Raw genomic sequence first — 23,335 nt, forward strand, 5'->3', positions numbered from 1 at the left:
GCTCTTTGATTTTCATTGAGTATAAGCACAAATAAAAAGCGAGATTGAATCTCGCTTTTTTATTTTATGATTAGTCTCCCAAACCGATGCGTTCGAAGATTTCATCCACTCGTTTGGTGTAGTATGTTGGGTTGAAGATTTCATCGATTTCTTCTTGAGTCAGACGTGATGTTACTTCTGGATCTGCTTCGAGAAGTGGTTTGAAGTCTACTTGGTTGTCCCAAGAGTAGGCTGTTTTCGGTTGCACCAAGTCATAGGCTTGCTCACGGGTCATCCCTTTCTCAATCAAGGTCAACATAGCACGTTGGCTAAAGATAAGACCAAAAGTCGAGTTCATGTTGCGGATCATGTTTTCAGGGAAGACTGTCAAGTTCTTAACGATGTTGCCAAAACGGTTGAGCATGTAGTCAATCAAAATAGTTGTATCTGGTGTGATGATACGCTCAGCTGACGAGTGAGAGATATCACGTTCGTGCCAGAGGGCTACGTTTTCATAAGCTGTTACCATGTGACCACGGATAACACGCGCAAGACCTGTCATATTTTCAGAACCGATAGGGTTACGTTTGTGAGGCATTGCTGAAGACCCTTTTTGCCCCTTGGCAAAGAATTCTTCCACTTCGCGTTGCTCAGATTTTTGAAGACCACGGATTTCCGTTGCCATACGCTCGATAGAAGTTGCGATGCTAGCAAGAGCTGCAAAGTACTCAGCGTGAAGGTCACGAGGAAGTACCTGTGTAGAGATTTCTTGAGCACGGATACCTAATTTGTCGCAGACGTATTTTTCAACGAATGGTGGGATATTGGCAAAGTTCCCAACCGCACCAGAAATCTTACCAGCTTCCACACCTGCAGCCGCATGCTCGAAACGCTCGATGTTGCGTTTCATTTCGCTATACCAAGTTGCCAATTTAAGACCAAAAGTTGTCGGCTCAGCGTGCACACCGTGGGTACGACCCATCATGATGGTGAACTTATGCTCCTTAGCCTTGTCAGCGATGATGTTGGTGAAGTTTTCAAGGTCACGACGAATGATGTCGTTGGCCTGCTTGTAAAGGTAACCGTAGGCAGTATCCACCACGTCAGTAGAAGTCAAGCCATAGTGGACCCACTTGCGCTCTTCACCAAGAGTCTCAGAAACCGCACGTGTGAAGGCAACCACATCGTGGCGAGTCTCTTGCTCAATCTCCAAAATACGGTCGATGTCAAAGTCCGCTTTTTCACGAATCAAAGCCACATCTTCCTTAGGGATTTCTCCCAACTCAGCCCATGCCTCGTCAGCCAAGATTTCCACCTCAAGCCAAGCACGGTATTTATTTTCTTCACTCCAAATGTTCGCCATCTCTGGGCGGCTATATCTATCAATCATGTTTAATTTTCCTTTCTTTTGATGTTTCACATCAGTTAGCAAGCAACAGTCACTTTACTCAAATTCTTCTTTCCCAATCCACACAGATGGATAATGATCTAGTGTATTCAAATCCTTATCCAGTGGAACATCATAGATAGCTAAATAGTTATCAGGATATTGTGCAACTAGCTCTTCATACTTCACTTTCACTTTTTCGTGATCGCTACTAGCATACAAAACTTCGACGACTGCTCCAGTTTTCTCTTTTTCGACAAATGCGTTAACAATGAGTTGTATCATATAATTGATAAAATCCGTAGCCCATATTCAGTTTTGGTGAATACGTGAACCCTTGTTCCTTTCTATATTTTTAGTTTATTTTGAGTTTTTAAACAATTGCTGACAATTTTAATATATTTCCTTAAAACCAAGTACCTTTGCCAAAATTGAATCAATATCCCAAGAAATTTTTAAATCCACAATTATTTCATCATCAATGGCTTTAGATTTTCGAATAATATCATCATTGAAATATAACAATAAATTACGATTTGATTCTATTTTGTTTATTGCAAAATCTTTAAATCTTTCAAATTGATGTTCATCTGCAAATATAAATCTAATAGTCTTATCATCAAGATAATCATATGACACAGCCCATTGGTTTATAACCTCTTGACAAATTGATTCAATCTTATCATATTGAATTCTTTCAAATTCAGTATCTTTTTTAAATAAAGACAACTCTGTCTCATTGTCTGAATATGTCAATGTTCTATCCCAATTTATCACAATATTATCTTCTAATTCACTCTGTTCAATACCCAGTTCTAATAAAAACGTCCTTAACCAAAGTATAGGTGCATCCTCTATGTGATAAAACAGTTTTTCATACATCCATTGTTCATCTTCAATTTGTTTTAGAATCTCTTCAGCATGATAGTATAAACATGCTGAAAAATATTTTTTTATTTGTCCATAGAGCTTATTTCCTGAAACCATATATGTATCAAGAACCCTTTCTAGTCTATCATAAAGACCTTGATGCTCTCTTTCGTCAAGAAATGAAAGAGATGGACCACTTTCATATTTAGCTTCATAGATAAATTTTTCACGACAAATATCTAAAATTTTATAACCTGCAGCTAATTTTTTTAAGTAAGGCGAGACACTAAATCCAATATTTTTATGGTAATTCAACTCATATTGTTTAGCGATATCATCTAGCTTAAATTTAGTCGCAAAATAAACATCTTTGCTAGCTTGACTTAAAACACTTCCTAGTTCCTCTGGAGATAAATCTTCTGGAGATCCATCCATCAAATCACAACTAAGGAAATCTAAGCCTTCAGATAGAGTTTCTCTAGCTTCTTTCAATAAACTTAAAGCACAATTGATACTTATTCTTTTGTCAGCATCTTGCCTTAACATCTTTTTGACTATATTATCAAATTCAAATAAAAATGGATACTCATCACTTATTAACCAGGGATTGTCACCGTGCGCGACTCTCTTAGTAAAGCACTCATTAATAATTAATCCAAATGAATAAATGTCTGCTGCTTGAGTCACATTTTGGGCATTACCTTTAATATATTGTTCAGGAGCCAGATATACTCTGTTATTTAACAAATCATTTTTCTTAGTTAGATTAGAATCTTTGAAATGTGCAATACCAAAATCCGTTAAAACTAGATGTCCGTCGTCCGCAATCAATACATTTTCTGGCTTTAAATCCCTGTGTATAATACCTTTGCTATGAATGTACTTTAAAGCTTCTCCAAGTTTAATAATAATGTTAAAAATCTGCTCATAATCTAATAATTGGGGAATAATCTTTTTTAAATCATTTTCATAGAATGGCATGATACTGTACTGAACTTTTTCACCATCAATCAATAACTCTCCATAATTAGGTTTCATGACATTGGGATGATCTAATTCTTGAACACTTTCAATTTCCTGTTTATATCTTTTAACCTTTTCCGTTCTTAAATCTTTAATAACTTTGATAGCATAAAGATTTTGTTCTTTTTCCGCCTGATATATAATGCCTTCGCCACCTTCTTTAAATCTTTTTTTAACATCATAGCCAAGGCTTCGAAAGGCTGATTCTATTTTTTTAGTTTTATCATTCACTCAAACTCCTCTTTCCCAATCCACACAGATCGATAGTGAACTAATGTATTCAAATCTGTATTCAGCGGTAAATCATAAACTGCTAAAGAGTTTTCAAGATATTGAGTAGTTAGCTCACCAAATCTAGCTTTTGCCTTCTCGTAATTGCTGCTAGATACAAGACTTCGACAACTGCCTCAGTCTTCTCTTTTTATTATAAATGCATTGACTATGGGTTGAATCATAACAATCGATTAAGTTCGTGGCTCGCATTCAGTTTTATTGAATACAACACTCTTGTTACTTTATTTTTTGATCTATCAAAGATTAGACGCCCAAGATCAAATTAATGGAATTTGATTCCCTTCCTTACTTTAAAATTAATTATCTATTTTCTGTTATAAACATTGGAAACAAAACATATTCTATTAAGTATGATGCCGCAAGATTATTCCATATCTTATTGAATGCACTGCTGTAAATTTTTTAAACACCATCTCCAAAAATCTAATAATAATTTTATAATCCAATGATGCTCTACTTCCAAGAATTCTTTTTTTGATTCCTTGTTATATATAATCGTCCTAAAGACAACATTATCAATAATACGATTTTTATAGGAGTCTCCTCCAAAATACACTACGTCTCTTAAAGTATTATATGTAACTTTTTTGCCATATATTATTTTATCATATATACTAGAGGCCCTTATTTCACCTAATTTCAATTTAATATTAATAATAAAACTACCAAGTACATATCCAGATAACCATAAAAAATTAATAGTTGAAAATATTTTTAGTTTGCTTTTTAAAATTACTAAAAATATTAACTCAATAATTTCATTAATCTCATCAATATATCCACTTTTGTGCAACATATCATTAAATTCATTAGGTAAAACATTTGAAAATTTATGCATTATCATGGTTGATTGATTAAACTGACCTATAATATAATTAGATAGTATATGCTCCATTAAGGTTGGAATTATAATTGATAATAATGCTCCAAAAATTAGTGTTGAACTAGTCACTTTTCTAAGATAAGGAATCGGTAACAACAAAGTAAAAACCAAATACATTATTATTAAAAAGAAAAAATATCTAATAATTGATTCTGTAGATCCAATATCATCAATTTTAACTGATGACAGCCCCAGAGAAACTATGGGAATTACATAATAATATAAACTCGTCCAATAGTATCTCATATTTAATAGAACAGCAATCAGTACCAATAACATAACTATCAGACTTACAACATCTATACCAACTCCTAAAATTTTTATTTTATGTAAATTTAATCCAATTCTGTTAAATAAATAGAATGATATTCCCAATGCAAAAAATATTCCGTATGCAGTTATCACAATGACTTTGCCAATTTTTCGTCTCTTGATAATATCAGTTTTATATCCTAATTCTGTTACGTAAAAATAGAAACGCTTCCGAATCCTTTTTCTAAGTTTTATTGTATTTGTCCACTCTTTTATAATTTTTCTCCACCAAAGTACTAACATAAAGAAATAATATCCGCTGAATAAAATAAATAATAATTCTGGATTTTTAAAATAATAATTCAGTACCATTATTAAAGAAAATGAACCAATACTTATCCATTGTTTCGGAGTAAGCTGCAGATTGTTATTCTCCATAAACCACCTCTCTAATTTTATTTTATATAAGAATGTATATCTCCTATTCATTTACTTTCATTTGAAATAATTAAAAATATGAATATTCTCTACATTTAGCGATAATTACCCTCTCAGCACTACTAGCCTTCCTTACAGGGGAAAGATAGCAAATTTTATAATTAAAATCCTCACTTACAACTCAAATCCCTCTTTCCCAATCCATACAGACGGGTAATGATCTAGTGTATTCAAATCCGTATCCAGAGGGACATTATAAATTGCCAAATAGTTTTCGGGGTATTGAGCAACTAGCTCTTTATATTTGACTTTCACTTTTTCGTGATCACCACTAGCATACAAGATTTCGACGACTGCTCCAGTCTTATCTTTTTCAACCAAAGCATTGACAATAATTTGAATCATAAATATTACTCTAACTTGTATCTAGCTAAGCGAATACCGGCCTCTTTTCCCTTTCTTTTTCAAACGAAAAATTAACATCGGTTAAATATCTATTGCTTAATATGGTCTACATAGATATTCTCCGTATCCCAACTCCTTATAAATATTATCAAAATTGCTTTGGTCTACATAAATTAAAGGATCAAAAGAATCTTTAGCAACAATTTCCATAGTTTCACTTTGTTGCAATTTCACGACCAACCAAGGATTAATGATAAACATCCTTTTATCATTATGTATATAAAATAATCCAAAAATATTTGAAGGCCACAAAACATTCTCAATCATAATTTCTTGCTCAACATCAATGATATATTGATGTTCTTCTGACTTATTCAGTAGTAGTTGCAATTCCTTCGAATTAACAAAATATTTACCGATTTTTTCAAATCCAAAAATAATAAAACCTTCGTTATCAATAAAACTTTTTGCAATATTATAATTCCCAGTTCCAACTGTAGTTGAAACATAATGGGAAACATAAGATTTAAAATCAGAGAAAGTTTCTTTCCCACAATTATGAACAATTGCTTGCAATAACCTCAACCTCATCTTTTTATCTGAGGGTAAAAAGAATTCATCAATATTTATTTTTGTTTTAATCTCATTCAATAAGTACTCCTCATTATTAAATTGTTCTGAGAGTATTTGATTTTGACTATTCCCAAGTTGATTTTTAATAAAATCAACTCCTTTGTCCCCAACAATAAAGAGTTTATTTAATCCGTTTTTTAAAATATAGCTTACATCTGGATATATATGCTTTAATCGAGTACCTCTATAATAGGTAAAAAATGAATCGCTAGAATTAACATTACTAATAAACAATTTAAACTTTTTTATAATCTCTTCTTCAACGACTTCCAATTGGTAACCTGACATACATTTTGGATCAATTGTTCTAAAATCAACATCAGTAAAATCTATATCTAAGTCTACTTTTTTAAATTTTGAATCTTTGATTATAACCATACTGCATTAAATATCCTTTCTAAATCCCACATATTAATAATTCATAAATTATATTTGTTTATATAATTTATATTTATCTTTTATTCTGGAAAAGTAGAACAGTAAAATCAGATAACTCTATCTTTAAAATCAGATTATCTATATACATTAGAAATTGAGCCTAGATGAAGCTCTTCGTAATTTTTTTACATAGTCAGGTCAATTATTAAATAGTCCATTTTTATATCAATCTTAATAACTCGTTAAATCATGTATCAGAAAATTGATTAAGAAATTGGATTTAGATAGATAATATAACTTACTCATATTGTCTATATTTAAAACTCAACCACGCTATCCGGTACATCACTAAACAAAGTGACATGTCCCATCTTGCGGTTGTGCTTCGCTTCTATTTTACCATACATATGGAGGTGGGCGCTTGGATTTTCTGTGACATATTTTTCAGCGGCCTCGACGTGCTGGCCAAGGACATTGAGCATGACGGCTGGCGCATGTAGTTTGATAGTAGGTAATGGTGCTCCGAGAACACCCAAGATATGGGTGTCAAACTGAGAGAAGCCACAAGCTTCAATTGAATAGTGCCCTGAGTTATGTGGGCGCGGAGCAATTTCATTGACAATGATGTCATCAGCGGTCGCAAACATTTCCACACAAAGAGTTCCAGACAAGTTAAGTTGTTCTGCAATTCGCACCGCCATAGATTTGGCCTTTTCAGCTAGACTTTCTGAAATGCGAGCAGGGACAATGGTTTTTGAAAGAATGTTGTTGCGATGAATATTTTCCTGAACTGGAAAAACCGTCACGTCCTTGCCATTTCCTGACACGATGACAGAAATTTCAAGGTCGAAGTTGACAAATTCTTCCAGGACACAGTCTGCTGAATCGGCTAGTGCATAGGCTTCTTCCAAATCGTCTGCTGAACGAATAACCTTTTGACCATGGCCATCGTAACCACCAGTCGCAGTCTTGAGGACATAGTTTTTCGACAGGTCGATATCTGCCAAGTCTTGGCTTGAGGTCACAACCTTGTAGGGTGCCACGGTGACTTGAGCCTTGTTGGAAAGAAAGTCCTTCTCAAAAATCCGGTTTTGGGAAATGCGAAGTAGGTATGTTCCTTGTGGGAGCTGACCGTCCTTGACAACCGCATCCAAACCGTCTGCATCTACATTCTCAAACTCATAGGTGAGGACATCGCAACGCTCCGCCAACTGACGAAGGACATCCACATCATTATAAGGCGCCACTATGATTTCCGCTACGCGAGAGGCCGGGCAATCCGCCGCAGGATCCAGCGCGATAACCTTGTGCCCCATGTAGATAGCAGAAATGGCCATCATCTGACCCAGCTGACCGCCACCGATAATTCCGATTGTTTTAGATGAGCTCATTTGTCGACTCCTCTGCAATTTTTCCTTGCTCTTCTGCGAAATCTGCCAAAGCTGTCGCGATAGCCTGGTCTTCTACTGAGAGAAGACGAAGGGCAAAGAGGGCAGCGTTAGTCGCACCTGCTTCACCGATAGCCATGGTTGCGACTGGCACTCCACCTGGCATCTGAACAATCGAATAGAGCGAATCCACACCGCTAAGAGCACGAGACTTGACGGGTACCCCGATAACTGGAAGGGTTGTTTTAGCAGCAACCATCCCTGGCAAGTGAGCAGCGCCACCCGCACCAGCGATGATGACTTTAATGCCACGACTACGTGCTTCTTCCGCATGTTTGAACATGAGGTCTGGTGTGCGGTGGGCAGAGACAACTTTCTTTTCGTAGGCTACACCGAAGCGGTCTAGGACTTCTGCTGTTTTTTGCATGGTTGCCCAGTCAGATTTGGAGCCCATGATGATGGAAATAATTGGTTTCATTTTTAATCCTTTTTCTTCCTTTTTTTGACAATCACCTTAGGTTGTGAGGGACGGCAGCAGCCACCAAAGGTGTCTCATGCCTAAATCGGAAGCCCAAGGTCTTCCGATTTCCCTGAACTATTGGCTTATCATCCAATCGTTCTTTCACAACGGCGGTGATTGCTCTATATCAGCTCGCTAACGCTCGCAAGTTACGCGACCATTATCGGGTTTGGCGACTGCGTCGCCTTTTCTTATATCTTTATCGAATTGCCTTGCTTCCGATATCCGTACGATAGAAAAGGCCTTCTGTGTTTTGTTTGTTGAGTTGGTTGTAGATAATGTTTTGGCCGTCTTTGACGGTGTCTGCTGTTGTGACGAGCATGTAGACACGTCCACCGTTTGAGAGGAGGTCTTCCCCATTTTCAGCAAATTTAGCTCCGGCATAGTAAGTGATGATGTCGCCTTCTGTCTTGGTAGGAAGCTTGACACCTTTCTCATAAGCGAGTGGGTAGCCATTTGAAGCTACAACCACACCCAGTGTCACACCCTTGTCCATCCAAGTGATGTTAGGCTCTTTGCCTTCCAAAATGTCAGTAATGTTTTGTGCAAAGTCGGATGTTAAACGAGGCAGGATAATTTGCGTTTCAGGGTCTCCGAAGCGAGCGTTAAACTCGATAACTTTGGGTCCATCTGCTGTTAAAATAAGCCCTGCGTAAAGGACACCAAGATAGGGGCGACCTTCTTTAATCATGCCTTCGAGGACTGGCTTGACAATGGTGTCAACCGCTGTGTCAACCACGCTCTGTGACAAGTGAGGAACTGGCGCATAGGCACCCATCCCACCAGTGTTGGGCCCCTTGTCCCCATCATAGGCACGTTTGTGATCCTGAGCTGTTGGCATGATGTAGAACTTGTCCCCATTAACAAAGGCAAAGAGAGAAAATTCCTCTCCTGCAAGAAACTCCTCGATAACCACACGCGCACCTGAGTCCCCGAATTTATTGTCCAAAAGCATCTCGTGAGCGGCTTCTACTGCTTGCTCGACTGTCTCAGCAACGACGACACCTTTCCCAAGGGCCAAACCGTCTGCCTTGACTACGATTGGAGCGCCTTTTTCTTCTATATAGGCCTTGGCTTCCTCGAAATCTGAGAAGGTCCCATAGGCTGCTGTCGGAACATCGTATTTGACCATGATTTCCTTAGCGAAATCCTTAGACCACTCAAGCTCAGCCGCAGCCTTGGTCGGACCAAAAGCCTTGAGACCAGCTGCATTGAACTCATCCACAATCCCAGCCGCAAGGGCGTCATCTGGACCAATGAAGGACCAAGTAATATCGTTGGCTTTTGCAAACTCAATCAATTTAGAATGTTCGGAAATAGAGATATCCACCAATTCCAGACCATCCAGAGTCATCCCGTCATTTCCAGGAGCTACAAAGACTTTTTCAACGTCTTTTGACTCAAGCAACTTCTTAGCAATGGCATGTTCACGACCACCCGAGCCGACAACTAACAGCTTCATCTTTCAACCTCTTTTGCGAATTATTTACTAATATTATACCATAAACGTTCGTTTTAATCTAATTCTATTTGCGAGAAAAAAATACAAGATCGAGTAAACTTACTGAGTCTATTCCATTTTTAGTCTTTAAACACTCAATACCGCCTCATTATAAAACAAGGCGGTATTGAGTGCGGAATATCTCTAAAACATGTATAAAAGCTTCGTTAGGCATTAAGCTTACCAGCTATAAGAAATATGATTTATTCGTTTCATCCTTATATCAGTTACCTCAAAACAATCTGGCGTAAATATAGCTAAATTGAATCCTTCGGGATTCATAACGCTACGAAATTCAATTCCTTGATAAATTAATTCTCCAGAAATTGGTTTGGTTAGAGATTTCACAAAATCAGCTATGTATTGAGTAGGTATATAATCTAGAATGTCATCAGACTTTCTCATTACTCTCCCCATCTCAGAATCGATCTTTTCTAGATGTTTTTTATTAATCGCTAATTCAGCAATATCATCAATAATTCCATCTTGAAAAGGGCTAATTTCATTTATTTTTTTAAAATCAATGACCGTTATGGAAGAATTTAACTTAAAAGTTCCAATACATACATGGTCATATAGCCCTGTTCTTGTTTCATGTATTGTTGTCGTTTCTGAATCACCTAAATAAAGCACAGCAACTCCTTTAGAATTAGCCCTTCCGTCAGCAGATTTACCTTTAGGCGGCGCCCCTATATCTTCTGATTCAAATTGTTTCCCGTCCTTTGAAATCCTACATCTATAAAATTGTTTTCCTTCTGAATAAGTCTTTTGGATCGCTTCGCAATACTTTTTTAAAATACATTTATTAATTTGATTTGAATGAAAACGATTGTTATATTTAATATCATCAACAAAGCGTTCCCAACTCTTACTGAACAATGAATGTTCTTGTAAATAGTTTGGGTCATACATCTGCTTTACTCCAACAGGGTGTGTTAACAATTCAGGACTTTCTTCGAATATATTTTTACAAATCTCAGAAAGCATTTGGTGAATCTTGAACTCCTCTTTAGTAGTAAATATATTCCAATTTGCAGCTATTTCTGTTTTTAGAAGCGTTTCTTGCCCAACTGGGAAATTTTCTATTTTATCTACTGGAGAAAAAATGGAAACGAGAGAGCTCAAAAATGGAATTAAATAGTCATCATACTGTGTATCATAAACACAAACATTATTATTTGAACAAATATCACAGCTAGCTTGCCTTCCAGCTATATTAACTTCGTTTTTAAGAATCTCATCTGCAAAACAATCTTTACAAATTTTCATTCACTGTCTCCACTGCTCCGGTCAAGATACTTACTAACCAATTCAATATGATGCATAATGGACAATTTCTTTACTGTGCCAAGACCTGGATAAGAACCCGTTTTATACAATTTTTCAAATTCATTTATAGCCAGTGTCCTTTCCACTAGGCCCTCGTTGACAAATATAATTAATTTTTCAAGTGCTTCCTTAAACTTACCAGCTGGATTTGTTGGATCTTGGTTTGTTTCTGATACAAAATGGTGAATTCTTAGATTTTCTTCAGAATCAAAATAAACGATGTGGATAGCAACAGCATAAGGAGCAAAACCTGATTCACTATACTCCTCTCCTACAATGGAATAGTCAGAAAATCCCTTATATTCATCTTCTATAAAATATTTATGATCATCTGAGAAGAATTCATCATCTTTGTCTGAATAATCTGTATTTCTTGCTAATTTAACAAAATTGTCACTAATCTTGACTTTATTTCCCTGAACTTCTCTTTTTAGTCTTCCTATTTCTGAAATAAAATTATACGCCGTCTCTTGTTCCCTATAATTTTTATTATATCCTTGTAAATCATCGGGCTTCTTACATACTGTTATTTGTTTGCCAATATCTGCAATAGACTTAAAATTTTCTTCTAAACTATAATCCTTACTCATCAACGAAACATAATAAAAATTCTCACTTTCATCAATCAAACTATCCAATCGAGTAGCAAGATTACTTTTAGAAAAATCGCTATATTCCTCCAAAAAAGAGCCTACACCTGGATTCATTACAATAGAACATTTCTGCCTCTTATCTTTAAAACCCTCCAAAGTACTTACCAGTGTAGGAGATAATCTTACCGGTTCAATAATTGGAATTACAGCGCTTCCTAATTTATTATTTTCTAACAATTCTCTAAGAGCAATCAACTCATACTGTCTTCCTCTCAAATACGGAAAATACATATAAATACTCCTTTATTCATTTAAAAACTGCTTTAATGCCTTAAAATCCTTAGGTTTAAAATTCATGAAATACACCAAAAATTTAAGCTCATAAGGAACATCTGCAAATAAATCTTTATCTATTGAATTTCTCTTCTTCAATTCCATAAGAAAATCCGAATAAAACTGTTCTAATGGAATCTTTTTGGTTAATAATTTACAAACGTCATAATACTCAAATTGAGACACATCTGGTAACGAATTAAAATGTTTCTCAATAATGTTTTCATATTCCCCCTTACGAAGTATTTTAAAAATTATTTCCCTATCTAAATCAGTATTGTACTTCTCTGGTTTAATTATTGTTTTAATTTTGCTGTTTCTTTGGAGCACATAAAGACCTACAGGTTTTTTTAACAACTTAATCTTCTCCAAAGCTAAATTTACATTTTTTTCATGAGTAACAACTGCAACATGATTAAATGCTCTATAGTATTCTGTGATTTGATTTTCTAACCTGTCAAAATTATCAAATTCAGTTTTGATTTCATATACCACAGCTTTTCCATTTATTAAAATAAAATCTGGTTTTGCATTTCCAACAGGTATTTCAGTCAAAGCAGTAGTAGTATTTATACTATGTACCCCTAATAATAATTTATTTAACAACGTATTTTTATAAAAATATTCATTTCTATACGATTGAGAGAGTTTCATATAAGTATTTTGAATTATAGACAAATTATTACCTAATTTATGATGTTGCGATACACACTCAAAAATTGGATCTTTTTTATTTTGTACGAGGTTTTTTATAGTATTTCTGGAAAAAAATCTATTTATTAAATAATTTTTTTTAATTTCCAAATTAATCCCCTCCTTAATTTCGCCCTTCTAACATTCATTATATCAAAAATATCTACTTCTAACACGATTTATCATAACTTTATTTATCACCTTTATTCTAAAATTATGATGTTTTTCTAACTTACCAACAAGTTTCCTTTCTCATAATTTTTTATTAATCTATTACTTAATTTCAAAAAAAGGAAAGAAACTGTTTTCTTCCCTTTTATTTTCTTAATGTCTAAAATGTCTCACGCCTGTGAAGACCATAGTCAAGCCGTATTTATCAGCAGCTTCGATAGACTCTTGGTCACGTACTGACCCACCTGGTTGAATGATGGCCTTGATACCTGCTTTAGCGATTTCTTCCACGTTATCCGCAAATGGGAAGAAGGCATCTGAAGCAAGAACAGCACCGTCAAGGCGATCTTTGGCTTGGTCAATCGCAATACGAACTGAAGCCACACGGTTGGTTTGACCAGGGCCAACGCCAAGTGTCATGTGGTCATTAGTCACGATGATTCCATTTGATTTGACATACTTGATAGCTTTCCAAGCAAACTCAAGGGCAGTCGCTTCTGTCTCAGTTGGTTGGCGTTTGGTTACCACTTGCCAGTCAGCTGGGCTTTCTTTGATCACGTCTTGGTTTTGAACGAGGAGTCCACCGACAACACCTGTGTATTCTGCTTCCACTTCACTAGCATCTTGTGCGTCAAATGGCAAGGCAAGAATGCGCAAGTTTTTCTTTTTGTTAGTCAAAATGGCTAGAGCTTCATCCGTATAGCTTGGTGCAATGATGATTTCAAGGAAAACGCCGTGCATCTTCTCAGCTGTCGCAGCATCTACCTCACGGTTAAGAACGACGATACCACCAAAGATAGACACAGGATCAGATTCATAAGCGTAGTCCCAAGCAGTCTCGATCTCATCAGCTTGACCGATTCCACATGGGTTCATGTGTTTCAACGCCACAACGGTTGGACGGTCTTTGAAATCACGGATGATACGGATAGCAGCATCCGCATCGCGAATATTGTTAAAGGACAATTCCTTACCGTTAAGCTGTTTCGCTGATGCAATCGAGTAATCCGTTGGTAAAGCTTTTTGGTAGAAGTCTGCATCCTGTTGAGGATTTTCACCGTAACGCATTGGTTGTTTAAGGTCATAAGTCAGAGTGAGTTTTTCAGGTTTGCTTTCACCCACTTGAGCTGTGAAGTATTCTGCAATCAAGGCATCATAAGCCGCTGTGTGACGGAAAACCTTGGCTGCCAAATGTTGACGAGTTTCGTAGCTTGTTTCGCCATTAGCTGCCAATTCGTCAAGAACAACAGCATAGTCAGCAGGGTCTACAACAACGGTTACGCTAGCGTGGTTTTTAGCTGCTGAACGAAGCATTGATGGACCACCGATATCGATGTTTTCAACGGCATCCGCATAAGTCACGTCTGGTTTAAGAATGGTTTCCTTGAATGGGTAAAGGTTGACCACAACAAGGTCAATCAATTCTATTTTGTTATCCTTGGCTGCTTCCAAGTGGCTATCCAAGTCACGACGAGCGAGGAGACCACCGTGGATATTTGGGTGGAGGGTCTTGACACGACCGTCCATCATTTCCGGGAAACCAGTCACATCATCGATAGCAATGGTATCAACACCAGCATTATCAAGGGCAACTTTGGTACCACCTGTTGAGATGATATCCCAACCAAGTTTTTTAAGTTCTTGGGCAAATTCAACAATGCCCGCTTTGTCTGAGACGCTGATTAAGGCGCGTTTAGTCATGTTTGTTCCTTTCATTTACTTATTTTTACTTTATTTTTTTCAGTTCTATTTTGATCAAATATCGCACATTCACCAACTTGATTAAATTTACCATTTTTATTTTCAAATTTATTATAATAATAATTTTTTTCGAAAATGTCAGTATATAGGATTTTTATTTCTTTAATATTTGAAATTTCTATTCCTTTATCAAGAGGAATATCTATAATTTTTATATCATTTCTTTCCACAATTGGAAATTGTTCAATTTTCCCTTTTGTTTTATATAAAGATTGAGTATTCTCACTCTGATTTTCAGACTCATTCAATTTCCAAGATTGTAGAATTGCATGATTTAATCCAATATTCTTTGCTGATAACTGAAGTTTATTATCTATTAATTCTACTTCCATTATTAATTTTGGTAAATTATTATAACGTTGTTCTATCTCTCTAATATCGCTATCCTTCTTGAGAGAAGCGGTATAAATATAAGAGGTCATCAACAATCCCGATATAGAGCCTATGTATGCTAACCAACTATTCATATGATTCGGTTTCATACCAAGTAATCCAAATATTTTTGTTATCAAGTCAAGAGAATCAACAACAAACAACAAAATTGAAAACATCGAAAAAAATACAATTGTTTTCCAAAAAGGGGACGATTTAATTTTATTTATCATTCATACTTCCTCTCCACTCCCAAACTATCCAAGACTTCTGGATAAAGTTTGTACTCTGTTTCGTGGATGCGAGTTTCGAAAGTATCAAGGGTATCCCCTTCAAGGCGTGGCACGCGAACTTGTTTGATGACCTTACCGGTATCAACACCAGAATCCACCCAGTGAATAGTCACGCCAGACTGGTTCACACCTGCATTCCAAGCATCCTCAATCCCATGAGCGCCTGGAAATTCAGGGAGAAAAGCTGGGTGAATATTGATGATGCGACCTTCATAAGCCGCTAGCAAGGTTGGACCAACGATTTTCATATAGCCTGCGAGACAAACCAAGTCAATCTGATGCTCATCTAAGAGTTCGACGATGGCTCCTTCATAGTCTACCTTGCTCTCAAACTCTTTGAGTTCGAAGGCATAAGATAAAACCCCTAGCTTTTCTGCACGCTCAAGTACATAGGCATCCCGGTGATCTGAAAAGACAAATTCTACTGGAAATTGTTCCGCAATCACCTGAAAGTTTGAGCCATTACCAGAGGCAAAAACCGCTATTTTTTTCATTTGATGATAACACTTTCGTTTTCTTTCTTGACGATACGACCAATTTCATAGACTGGTTCGTCAAGAAGTTCTTTGACACGTTCCACATTTTCTGGTTTCACTGCAAGCATGAGACCAATCCCCATGTTGAAGATTTCAAACATTTCTTCGTGTTTGATTTGGCCATATTTTTCAAGGGCTTTGAAAATTGGAAGAACTGGCACTTTGTCTTCCTTAATTTCTGCAGCTAAGTCATCTGAAAACATACGTGGTACATTTTCGATAAAACCACCACCTGTGATGTGGGCAATCCCATTGACCAATTCTTCTTTGATAAGAGGCAAAACAGCTTTGACGTAGATACGAGTTGGTTCCAAAAGGACTTCCTTGAGTTTTTTACCTTCCAACTCTGGGAGAACTTCTTCACCTGTATAATCCGCAAAGACACGACGAACAAGGGAGTAGCCATTTGAGTGGATACCGCTTGAAGCAAGTCCGAGAAGGACGTCTCCCTCTGCTACTTTTGAACCGTCGATGATTTGAGATTTTTCAGCCACACCGACTGCGAAACCAGCCAAGTCATAGTCGTCTTCGCCATACATACCAGGCATTTCAGCCGTTTCACCACCGATGAGGGCTGCACCTGCTTGTACACAACCTTCAGCCACACCAGCAACCACTTGTTCTAGTTTAGCTGGTTCATTTTTCCCAGTCGCCACATAGTCTAGGAAGTAGAGGGGCTCCGCGCCTGCAGCGATGATATCGTTGACACACATAGCCACACAGTCTTGTCCGATAGTATCGTGTTTGTCGTACTTGATAGCCAGCATGAGTTTGGTACCGACACCATCTGTCCCTGAGATCAAAACTGGCTCTTTGACACCTGTTTTTGAAAGGTCAAACATGCCACCGAATCCACCAAGAGCTCCCATGACACCTGCACGCTCTGTACGTGCTACGTGTTTTTTGATCCGTTCAACAACTTCATAACCCGCTTCAACATCCACTCCCGATTGAGCATACGCATTCTTATTTGTCATTTGTTTATTCCTTTTCCTTTCCTTCAATGGGGAATTTTATTTGTAAAAACTCGTTTTTTCTTCCAAACTTCTACGATATTCTTCTTCATAGTCATAGAGAGGAGTTGGATATTTCCCATCAAAGTAAGCCACACAGAGACCGCCATTTGGCGCATCTGTTTCAATGCCGATAGAATCAATCAAGCCATCAATAGAAAGATAAGTCAGACTATCCGCACCAATGATTTGGCGAGTCTCTTCGACCGTATGATTGGCCGCAATCAGCTCCTGACGTGTCTGGATATCAATCCCGTAAAAACATGGATAGGCAAGAGCAGGACTACCAATGGCGACATGCACTTCTGATGCCCCCGCTTCTTTCAAAAGTTGGACAATGCGACGAGATGTTGTTCCTCGTACAATCGAGTCATCAATCATGACAACGCGTTTTCCTTTAACCACACCAGAAACAGCAGATAACTTCATCCGAACCCCTTGTTCACGCAATTCTTGAGTCGGTTGGATAAAGGTACGTTGGGTGTATTGATTCTTTATCAGACCCATTTCATTTGGTAGACCTGATTCTTCCGCAAATCCCATAGCTGCGCTAAGAGAGGAGTTTGGCACCCCGACTACGATATCGGCTTCATACTTGAACTCACGTGCCAGTTGAGCTCCCATTCTCTTACGGGCCGTATGGACATTGACTCCGTGGATATTGGAGTCAGGACGTGCGAAGTAGATATACTCCATGGAACAGATAGCCAACTGAGTATCGTTTGTATAGCTGTCATACTGGATACCACTATCATCAATAATGACAATCTCGCCTGGTTTTACGTCGCGAATCCATTCAGCACCGATTACTTCAAAGGCACAGGTTTCAGATGAAACCACTACTGCTCCATTAGCCATTTTCCCGATTGACAGAGGACGGAAGCCATTTGGATCAAGCGCTGCAATTAACTTATCTTCAAACATCAAGAGATAAGCAAAACCACCTTTAACAAGACTGAGTGCTTCCTTGATTTTACCCATCAGGTTTGGATTGTGGCTACGGCGAATAAGGTGAGCCAAGATTTCAGAGTCAGAGGTTGAGCTGAAAATCGCTCCTCTTTGTTCCAATTCTTGCTTGAGCGATTCTGCATTGGTCAGATTCCCATTATGAGCCAAACCAAACTGCATATCGTGAAAGCGGAAAAGGAAAGGTTGGATATTGTCTACAGAAGCTTCTCCCGCAGTCGCATAACGCACGTGTCCAATAGCTCCAGTTCCTGTCAATTTATCCAAATTCGCAGGATTCTTGAAGACTTCTGATAAAAGCCCCATATCACGATGACGCTTCAATTTCCCTTGGTCATTGGAGAGGATTCCTGCCCCCTCCTGACCACGGTGCTGAAGACTATGGAGTCCAAAATAGGTCAATTTGGCAGCGTCTGGGTGACCCCAGATACCAAAAACACCACATTCTTCATTAAGAGATTTTACTTCGTATGTCATTTTATATACCTAATTTTTATTTGTGTATCATTCCTTAACGATACTAGAGCGGAATGATACGGCAGAAGCTCGTTTCACTCGCAACAATAAATCATTTGCAATTGTCGTAAGTTAGATCTAATTGATTTTACATTTACTGATGGTTATCTATTAGAAAATCTGCAAAGCCTATTTTCCAGTAAAGTATTTAACCGCTGATGCAAAGAGATATTGGTCTTTATTTCCTGGAATATTTTGGAAGAGACCGTCTTCGAAACGTTCTGAGTGTCCCATCTTCCCAATGATTTGACCGTTCTTGCTTGTGATACCTTCAATCGCATTAACAGAACCATTTGGATTGTACTTAGAGTCCATGCTTGGTTTGCCTTCGAAGTCAACATATTGGGTAAAGATTTGACCATTGTCACGAAGTTCTACAAATTCCTCAGCTGTCACGACAAATTTACCTTCACCATGTGATACTGGGATGGCATGGATGTCACCAACTTTCACGCCAGCAAGCCATGGTGAGTTGGTGTTAGCAATCCGTGTTTCAACCATCTTAGCCACGTGTTGGTTGGCATCATTGTAGAAGAGGGTTGGACTAGTACTGCTTGCATCTTCAAAGTTACCGTATGGAAGAAGACCTGATTTGACAAGAGCTTGGAATCCGTTACAGATACCGATAATCAAACCACCACCTTCGATGAAGCTATCGATAGCTGCACGCACTTTTTCATTGAGCAATATATTAACGATAAATTTAGCTGATCCATCTGGTTCATCGGCTGCTGAGAACCCTCCTGCAAAGAAGATAATGTTAGCTTTTTCGATGTTGTCAACCATTGTGTCAACAGACTTGACAATTGCCTCTTCATTCAATGTGACAAATGGTACTAAGTTGACTTTTGCACCTTCTTTTTCAAAGGCCTTAGCTGAATCGTACTCAGAGTTAGTACCTGGGAACACTGGGATGTAAACCACGGGTGTCTCAACTGTTTCTTTAGCTTTGATCACAGCATCTGATGCCACCACAGGTACTTCTTCCAACTCAGTTGCTTGTGCAAATTCCGTTGGGTAGACCTCTTCCAATTTACCTTGGAAGGCACTGTCAAGTTTGTGTCCATCAAGCGTTACACCATTGACAGTAAGTGTAAAGTCAGCTGCTGTTTGTCCAATCTTCTTAACTCCCGCAATTTCTTCAGGAGATGTGAAGACGAATCCACCCAATTGGGCTGTCAAGGCAGTCTCAAGATTTTCAAGAGTTACAGTGGCACCAATATGGTTACCAAATGTTGCAAGGGCAAGGGCTTCAAGGATACCACCATATTTGACAGCTGATGCTGCTGTGACTTTGTGAGTTGCTTGGATGGCTTCAAACTTAGCAAAGTTAGACTTTATCAGTTCAAAGTCAATTTCTTGTGCCAAAGCATGACCTGGGATGTAATAGATATTTTCACCAGCAGCTTTAAATTCTGGAGAAAGGACCTTACGGCTATCTGCAGTTGTGACACCAAAAGCAACCAAGGTTGGTGGTACTGTCAATTCTTCAAAGGTACCAGACATAGAGTCTTTCCCACCGATAGATGGCAAACCAAGTTGAATCTGAGCTTCAATGGATCCAAGAAGAGCTGCTACTGGTTGACCAAAACGCTCTGCTTGTTTGTCCATACGCTCGAAGTATTCTTGATAAGAGAAACGAGCCTTAGACCAGTTTGCACCAGCAGCAACCAAACGAGCGGTTGCTTCGATGACCGCATAAGCAGCACCATGATATGGAGACCATTCTGCTACATAAGGGTTGAACCCTTGCGCCATAACAGAAGCAGTTGTTGTCACACCATGTTGGACTGGCAATTTCTGTACAGAAGCTTCCGTTGGTGTAATTTGGTAGCGACCACCAAGTGGGTGATTGACTGTTGAACGACCAACTGAGCTATCAAAGATGGTTTGCAAGCCTTTTTGACTAGCATGGTTAAGATCAGCCAAGACTTCAAGAGTATCAGCTTCAAGGGTTTCGGCAGATGTTTGACGTTCTTCTGGAAGCTTGACATCCTTGTCAACGACTTTAGCATCCACAACTACACGTACACCGTTTGTATCAAGGAAACGACGTTCCAAATCAACGATGGTTTCGCCATTCCAGTGCATAACAAGATTTGGTTTTTCGGTCACTGTCGCAACGACAACCGCATCAATATTTTCTTTATTACATGCTGCAATGAAGGCATCTACGTCTTCTGGACGAACCACTACAGCCATCCGTTCTTGAGACTCAGAAATGGCAATTTCTGTACCGTTCAACCCTTGATATTTCAATGGCACTTTGTCTAGATCAATTTCAAGACCATCAGCCAATTCACCGATAGCCACACAGACACCACCAGCACCAAAGTCATTTGATTTCTTGATAAGACGTGTCACTTCCCCATTACGGAAAAGACGTTGAATCTTACGTTCTTCGATGGCATTCCCTTTTTGAACCTCAGCACCAGCTGTTTCAACAGATTCAACCGTTTGAACTTTAGAAGAACCTGTCGCACCACCGACACCATCACGTCCAGTCTTACCACCGAGCAAGATAATCACATCACCTGCTTCAGGTTTTTCACGGACAACATTTTCCTTAGGAGCCGCACCGACAACGGCACCTAGCTCCATACGTTTCGCAACGAAACCAGGGTGGAAGTATTCACGAACATAGGTCGTTGCAAGACCAATTTGGTTTCCATATGAAGAATAACCATGGGCCGCTGTTTTAGAAATCACTTGTTGTGGCAATTTACCAGCGCGAGTTTCAGCAATTGGAGCTGTAATATCGCCAGCACCTGAGATACGCATAGCTTGGTAAACATATGAGCGCCCTGACAATGGGTCACGAATGGCACCACCGATACAAGTAGCCGCTCCACCAAAAGGTTCGATTTCCGTTGGGTGGTTATGGGTTTCGTTCTTGAACATGAGAAGCCATGGTTCTTTGACACCATTGACATCCACTTCAATTTCAACTGAGCAGGCATTGATTTCATCAGACACTTCCATGTCGTCCAAACGACCATTGGCACGCTCATAACGGCCGAAAATAGTGGCCATATCCATCAAGGTTTGAGGTTTCTCTGTACGTCCCAACTCATCACGCATAGCGATATATTTGTCATATGTCGCTTGCAATTGTTTTTGGAATTTAGAAGCTGAGAAGTCGATATTCTTCAACTCAGTCTCGAATGTTGTATGACGGCAGTGGTCAGACCAGTAAGTATCCAAAACCTTCAACTCAGTCTCAGTTGGCACACGACCAATAGACTTGAAATAGTTTTGAATGAAGAGAAGGTCATCCACTTCCATTGCCAATCCTTGCTCTGTCTTATACTGTGCAAAATTTTCTGCTGTATAAGTTTCAAAGAAATCCAAATTGGGAATCGTTTTGTCAGACTCAGAGAAATCCTGTTTCGCAATACCAACAGTGATGTCTTTGAAACGAGAATCAACTGGATTGAGAAGGTAGTTCTTGACAGCTTCTAGTTCAGTCGCATCGATATCCTTATTGACCAAATAAAGTTGTGCAGTGTTCACCGTTACATCATTTGAACTACCAAGCAAAAGCAAAGCTTCCTGTGAAGATGCTGCACGTTGATCAAATTGACCAGGCAAACTTTCGATAGCAAAGAAAGCATGCTTCTCAAGATCAGCCTTCACTTCAGCTTCATCCAAAACAGTATCGGTCACTTGCTCAGAGAAAATGTGTTTTTCTGCACGTGCAAACAAGTCCTCTGCCAAATCAAAGACATCATAAACCTGAACAATTCGAAGATCATTCAAAGTTTTCAACTGAAGATTATGTTGTAATTCTTTTACCAAAGAGTCAGATTTGACACGAAAATCAGCTTTTTTCTCAACGAAAATACGTTTATCCATTTTAGTTCCTTTATCTATTTCTACTTAAAGATTGTAGTGACGACCAAGTAAAACTTTACTTCAATCCCTGCAACTTCTCTAACACAACCTTATAAACATCTGTCAAGCTACCAAGATCACGACGGAGTGAAAAGGTCTAGTAGACCTTTTCAGCCTGAGTCATTTTACTTGAAAGACGAAGGTTTTCCGTTTCAAACAACTTATTTCAAGTCTTGCAACTTCTCTAACACAACCTTATACACATCCGTTAGACTGCCCAAATCTCTACGGAAAACATCCTTGTCCATATGGTGCCCTTCAGCATCCCAAAGGCGGCAGTTATCTGGTGAGAATTCGTCTGCCAAGATAATTTCGCCATCCTTATCAAAACCGAATTCCAATTTGAAGTCAATCAAACGAAGACCAATTTGTGCAAACCAATCTTTCAGCAATTCATTGATACGACGCGTTTCTTCCTTGATATAAGCAATTTGTTCATCATTGGCAATATCCAAGAACTTCACATGCTCATCATTGATAAATGGATCGTCCAACTCATCGTTCTTGTAGTAAAATTCAACGATAGGAGTTTTCAAGTCCAAACCTTCTTCAACACCGAAACGTTTTGAGAAAGAACCCGCAGTCACGTTACGAAGCACAACCTCCAAAGGAATGATGGCAACCTTCTTGTTCAATTGTTCTGTATCAGAGATACGTTCGATAAAGTGAGTAGCCACACCCGCAGCATTCAATTTTTCAAAAATAAGAGACGAAATCTGATTATTGAGCACACCTTTGCCTTCGATGGTCTCTTTACGAGCACCATTCAGCATGGTAGCCTGGTCCTTATAGACCGACTTAATCACATGTTCGTCTTCTGTAGTATAGATATCTTTAGCTTTTCCCGTATAAATAAGTTTACTGTACATTTTATCATTCGCCTTTCGTATTACTTGGCCTCATTCTAACACAAA

General features: G+C 38.3%; 20 protein-coding genes and 1 pseudogene. All 21 read right to left on the reverse strand.

Annotation, left to right across the window (positions count from 1 at the left end; translation table 11 throughout):
- Window positions 1-70 precede the first annotated feature (70 nt).
- Window positions 71-1,369 carry an adenylosuccinate lyase gene (gene purB, locus M1F91_RS08060; RefSeq protein WP_247913277.1) on the reverse strand — a complete coding sequence of 433 codons (1,299 nt, stop codon included), beginning with the start codon at window positions 1,367-1,369 and terminating at the stop codon, window positions 71-73.
- 54 nt (window positions 1,370-1,423) lie between these two features.
- The gene (locus tag M1F91_RS08065) at window positions 1,424-1,651 is read right to left on the reverse strand and encodes a phosphoribosylaminoimidazole carboxylase (protein WP_247913278.1); all 228 of its coding nucleotides are present in this window, start codon (window positions 1,649-1,651) and stop codon (window positions 1,424-1,426) included.
- Window positions 1,652-1,759: 108 nt separating this feature from the next.
- Window positions 1,760-3,490: a serine/threonine-protein kinase gene (locus tag M1F91_RS08070; protein ID WP_247913280.1), complete on the reverse strand. Its 1,731-nt coding sequence runs from the start codon at window positions 3,488-3,490 to the stop codon at window positions 1,760-1,762.
- Window positions 3,487-3,714, reverse strand: a pseudogene (locus M1F91_RS09150) (phosphoribosylaminoimidazole carboxylase). The gene M1F91_RS08070 and the pseudogene M1F91_RS09150 overlap by 4 nt, the downstream one beginning before the upstream one ends.
- Before the next feature lie 215 nt (window positions 3,715-3,929).
- On the reverse strand, window positions 3,930-5,126 hold the full coding sequence (locus M1F91_RS08075) for a hypothetical protein (RefSeq protein ID WP_247913281.1): 1,197 nt from the start codon (window positions 5,124-5,126) through the stop codon (window positions 3,930-3,932).
- Window positions 5,127-5,300: 174 nt separating this feature from the next.
- Window positions 5,301-5,531, reverse strand: coding sequence for a phosphoribosylaminoimidazole carboxylase (locus M1F91_RS08080; RefSeq protein WP_247913282.1), 231 nt, complete (start codon window positions 5,529-5,531; stop codon window positions 5,301-5,303).
- A 96-nt stretch (window positions 5,532-5,627) separates the two neighbouring features.
- A complete protein-coding gene (locus tag M1F91_RS08085; RefSeq protein WP_247913283.1) occupies window positions 5,628-6,542 on the reverse strand; it encodes a hypothetical protein in 915 nt (304 codons plus the stop codon).
- A 317-nt stretch (window positions 6,543-6,859) separates the two neighbouring features.
- On the reverse strand, window positions 6,860-7,933 hold the full coding sequence (gene purK / locus M1F91_RS08090; protein ID WP_247913284.1) for a 5-(carboxyamino)imidazole ribonucleotide synthase: 1,074 nt from the start codon (window positions 7,931-7,933) through the stop codon (window positions 6,860-6,862).
- Window positions 7,920-8,408 carry a 5-(carboxyamino)imidazole ribonucleotide mutase gene (gene purE / locus M1F91_RS08095; RefSeq protein WP_000802563.1) on the reverse strand — a complete coding sequence of 163 codons (489 nt, stop codon included), beginning with the start codon at window positions 8,406-8,408 and terminating at the stop codon, window positions 7,920-7,922. Before purE ends, purK begins: the two co-directional genes overlap by 14 nt.
- A 31-nt stretch (window positions 8,409-8,439) precedes the next feature.
- Window positions 8,440-8,556, reverse strand: a complete 117-nt coding sequence (locus M1F91_RS08100) for a phosphoribosylaminoimidazole carboxylase (RefSeq protein ID WP_080976520.1) — start codon at window positions 8,554-8,556, stop codon at window positions 8,440-8,442.
- 93 nt (window positions 8,557-8,649) lie between these two features.
- Complete coding sequence (gene purD / locus M1F91_RS08105) at window positions 8,650-9,912, reverse strand: phosphoribosylamine--glycine ligase (protein ID WP_247913286.1); 1,263 nt, start codon at window positions 9,910-9,912, stop codon at window positions 8,650-8,652.
- A 219-nt stretch (window positions 9,913-10,131) separates the two neighbouring features.
- A complete protein-coding gene (locus tag M1F91_RS08110) occupies window positions 10,132-11,220 on the reverse strand; it encodes an RES domain-containing protein (protein WP_247913287.1) in 1,089 nt (362 codons plus the stop codon).
- Complete coding sequence (locus M1F91_RS08115; protein ID WP_247913288.1) at window positions 11,217-12,164, reverse strand: sce7725 family protein; 948 nt, start codon at window positions 12,162-12,164, stop codon at window positions 11,217-11,219. Before M1F91_RS08115 ends, M1F91_RS08110 begins: the two co-directional genes overlap by 4 nt.
- A 12-nt stretch (window positions 12,165-12,176) precedes the next feature.
- Entirely contained in the window at window positions 12,177-13,010 is an 834-nt protein-coding gene (locus M1F91_RS08120) for a sce7726 family protein (RefSeq protein ID WP_247913290.1), read from the reverse strand.
- Between the two features lie 213 nt (window positions 13,011-13,223).
- On the reverse strand, window positions 13,224-14,771 hold the full coding sequence (gene purH / locus M1F91_RS08125) for a bifunctional phosphoribosylaminoimidazolecarboxamide formyltransferase/IMP cyclohydrolase (protein ID WP_247913291.1): 1,548 nt from the start codon (window positions 14,769-14,771) through the stop codon (window positions 13,224-13,226).
- 11 nt (window positions 14,772-14,782) lie between these two features.
- The gene (locus M1F91_RS08130) at window positions 14,783-15,436 is read right to left on the reverse strand and encodes a hypothetical protein (RefSeq protein ID WP_247913292.1); all 654 of its coding nucleotides are present in this window, start codon (window positions 15,434-15,436) and stop codon (window positions 14,783-14,785) included.
- Window positions 15,433-15,990, reverse strand: coding sequence for a phosphoribosylglycinamide formyltransferase (purN, locus tag M1F91_RS08135; RefSeq protein ID WP_247913293.1), 558 nt, complete (start codon window positions 15,988-15,990; stop codon window positions 15,433-15,435). The genes M1F91_RS08130 and purN overlap by 4 nt, the downstream gene beginning before the upstream one ends.
- Complete coding sequence (gene purM, locus M1F91_RS08140; protein ID WP_247913294.1) at window positions 15,987-17,009, reverse strand: phosphoribosylformylglycinamidine cyclo-ligase; 1,023 nt, start codon at window positions 17,007-17,009, stop codon at window positions 15,987-15,989. Before purM ends, purN begins: the two co-directional genes overlap by 4 nt.
- 36 nt (window positions 17,010-17,045) lie before the next feature.
- Complete coding sequence (gene purF, locus M1F91_RS08145) at window positions 17,046-18,488, reverse strand: amidophosphoribosyltransferase (RefSeq protein ID WP_247913295.1); 1,443 nt, start codon at window positions 18,486-18,488, stop codon at window positions 17,046-17,048.
- A gap of 168 nt (window positions 18,489-18,656) precedes the next feature.
- A complete protein-coding gene (locus M1F91_RS08150) occupies window positions 18,657-22,382 on the reverse strand; it encodes a phosphoribosylformylglycinamidine synthase (RefSeq protein ID WP_247913297.1) in 3,726 nt (1,241 codons plus the stop codon).
- A gap of 200 nt (window positions 22,383-22,582) precedes the next feature.
- On the reverse strand, window positions 22,583-23,290 hold the full coding sequence (gene purC / locus M1F91_RS08155; RefSeq protein ID WP_247913299.1) for a phosphoribosylaminoimidazolesuccinocarboxamide synthase: 708 nt from the start codon (window positions 23,288-23,290) through the stop codon (window positions 22,583-22,585).
- Window positions 23,291-23,335 lie beyond the last annotated feature (45 nt).

The organism is Streptococcus sp. oral taxon 431 (assembly GCF_023110115.1).
In the GTDB taxonomy this organism is placed as follows: domain Bacteria; phylum Bacillota; class Bacilli; order Lactobacillales; family Streptococcaceae; genus Streptococcus.

What these genes read in the sequence shown, in the direction of transcription:
- purB (WP_247913277.1), bottom strand. Translation starts at nt 1,369, where the DNA reads ATGATTGATAGATATAGCCGCCCAGAGATGGCGAACATTTGGAGTGAA.
- M1F91_RS08065 (WP_247913278.1), bottom strand. Translation starts at nt 1,651, where the DNA reads ATGATACAACTCATTGTTAACGCATTTGTCGAAAAAGAGAAAACTGGA.
- M1F91_RS08075 (WP_247913281.1), bottom strand. Translation starts at nt 5,126, where the DNA reads ATGGAGAATAACAATCTGCAGCTTACTCCGAAACAATGGATAAGTATT.
- M1F91_RS08080 (WP_247913282.1), bottom strand. Translation starts at nt 5,531, where the DNA reads ATGATTCAAATTATTGTCAATGCTTTGGTTGAAAAAGATAAGACTGGA.
- M1F91_RS08085 (WP_247913283.1), bottom strand. Translation starts at nt 6,542, where the DNA reads ATGGTTATAATCAAAGATTCAAAATTTAAAAAAGTAGACTTAGATATA.
- purK (WP_247913284.1), bottom strand. Translation starts at nt 7,933, where the DNA reads ATGAGCTCATCTAAAACAATCGGAATTATCGGTGGCGGTCAGCTGGGT.
- purE (WP_000802563.1), bottom strand. Translation starts at nt 8,408, where the DNA reads ATGAAACCAATTATTTCCATCATCATGGGCTCCAAATCTGACTGGGCA.
- purD (WP_247913286.1), bottom strand. Translation starts at nt 9,912, where the DNA reads ATGAAGCTGTTAGTTGTCGGCTCGGGTGGTCGTGAACATGCCATTGCT.
- M1F91_RS08110 (WP_247913287.1), bottom strand. Translation starts at nt 11,220, where the DNA reads ATGAAAATTTGTAAAGATTGTTTTGCAGATGAGATTCTTAAAAACGAA.
- M1F91_RS08115 (WP_247913288.1), bottom strand. Translation starts at nt 12,164, where the DNA reads ATGTATTTTCCGTATTTGAGAGGAAGACAGTATGAGTTGATTGCTCTT.
- purH (WP_247913291.1), bottom strand. Translation starts at nt 14,771, where the DNA reads ATGACTAAACGCGCCTTAATCAGCGTCTCAGACAAAGCGGGCATTGTT.
- M1F91_RS08130 (WP_247913292.1), bottom strand. Translation starts at nt 15,436, where the DNA reads ATGATAAATAAAATTAAATCGTCCCCTTTTTGGAAAACAATTGTATTT.
- purN (WP_247913293.1), bottom strand. Translation starts at nt 15,990, where the DNA reads ATGAAAAAAATAGCGGTTTTTGCCTCTGGTAATGGCTCAAACTTTCAG.
- purM (WP_247913294.1), bottom strand. Translation starts at nt 17,009, where the DNA reads ATGACAAATAAGAATGCGTATGCTCAATCGGGAGTGGATGTTGAAGCG.
- purF (WP_247913295.1), bottom strand. Translation starts at nt 18,488, where the DNA reads ATGACATACGAAGTAAAATCTCTTAATGAAGAATGTGGTGTTTTTGGT.
- M1F91_RS08150 (WP_247913297.1), bottom strand. Translation starts at nt 22,382, where the DNA reads ATGGATAAACGTATTTTCGTTGAGAAAAAAGCTGATTTTCGTGTCAAA.
- purC (WP_247913299.1), bottom strand. Translation starts at nt 23,290, where the DNA reads ATGTACAGTAAACTTATTTATACGGGAAAAGCTAAAGATATCTATACT.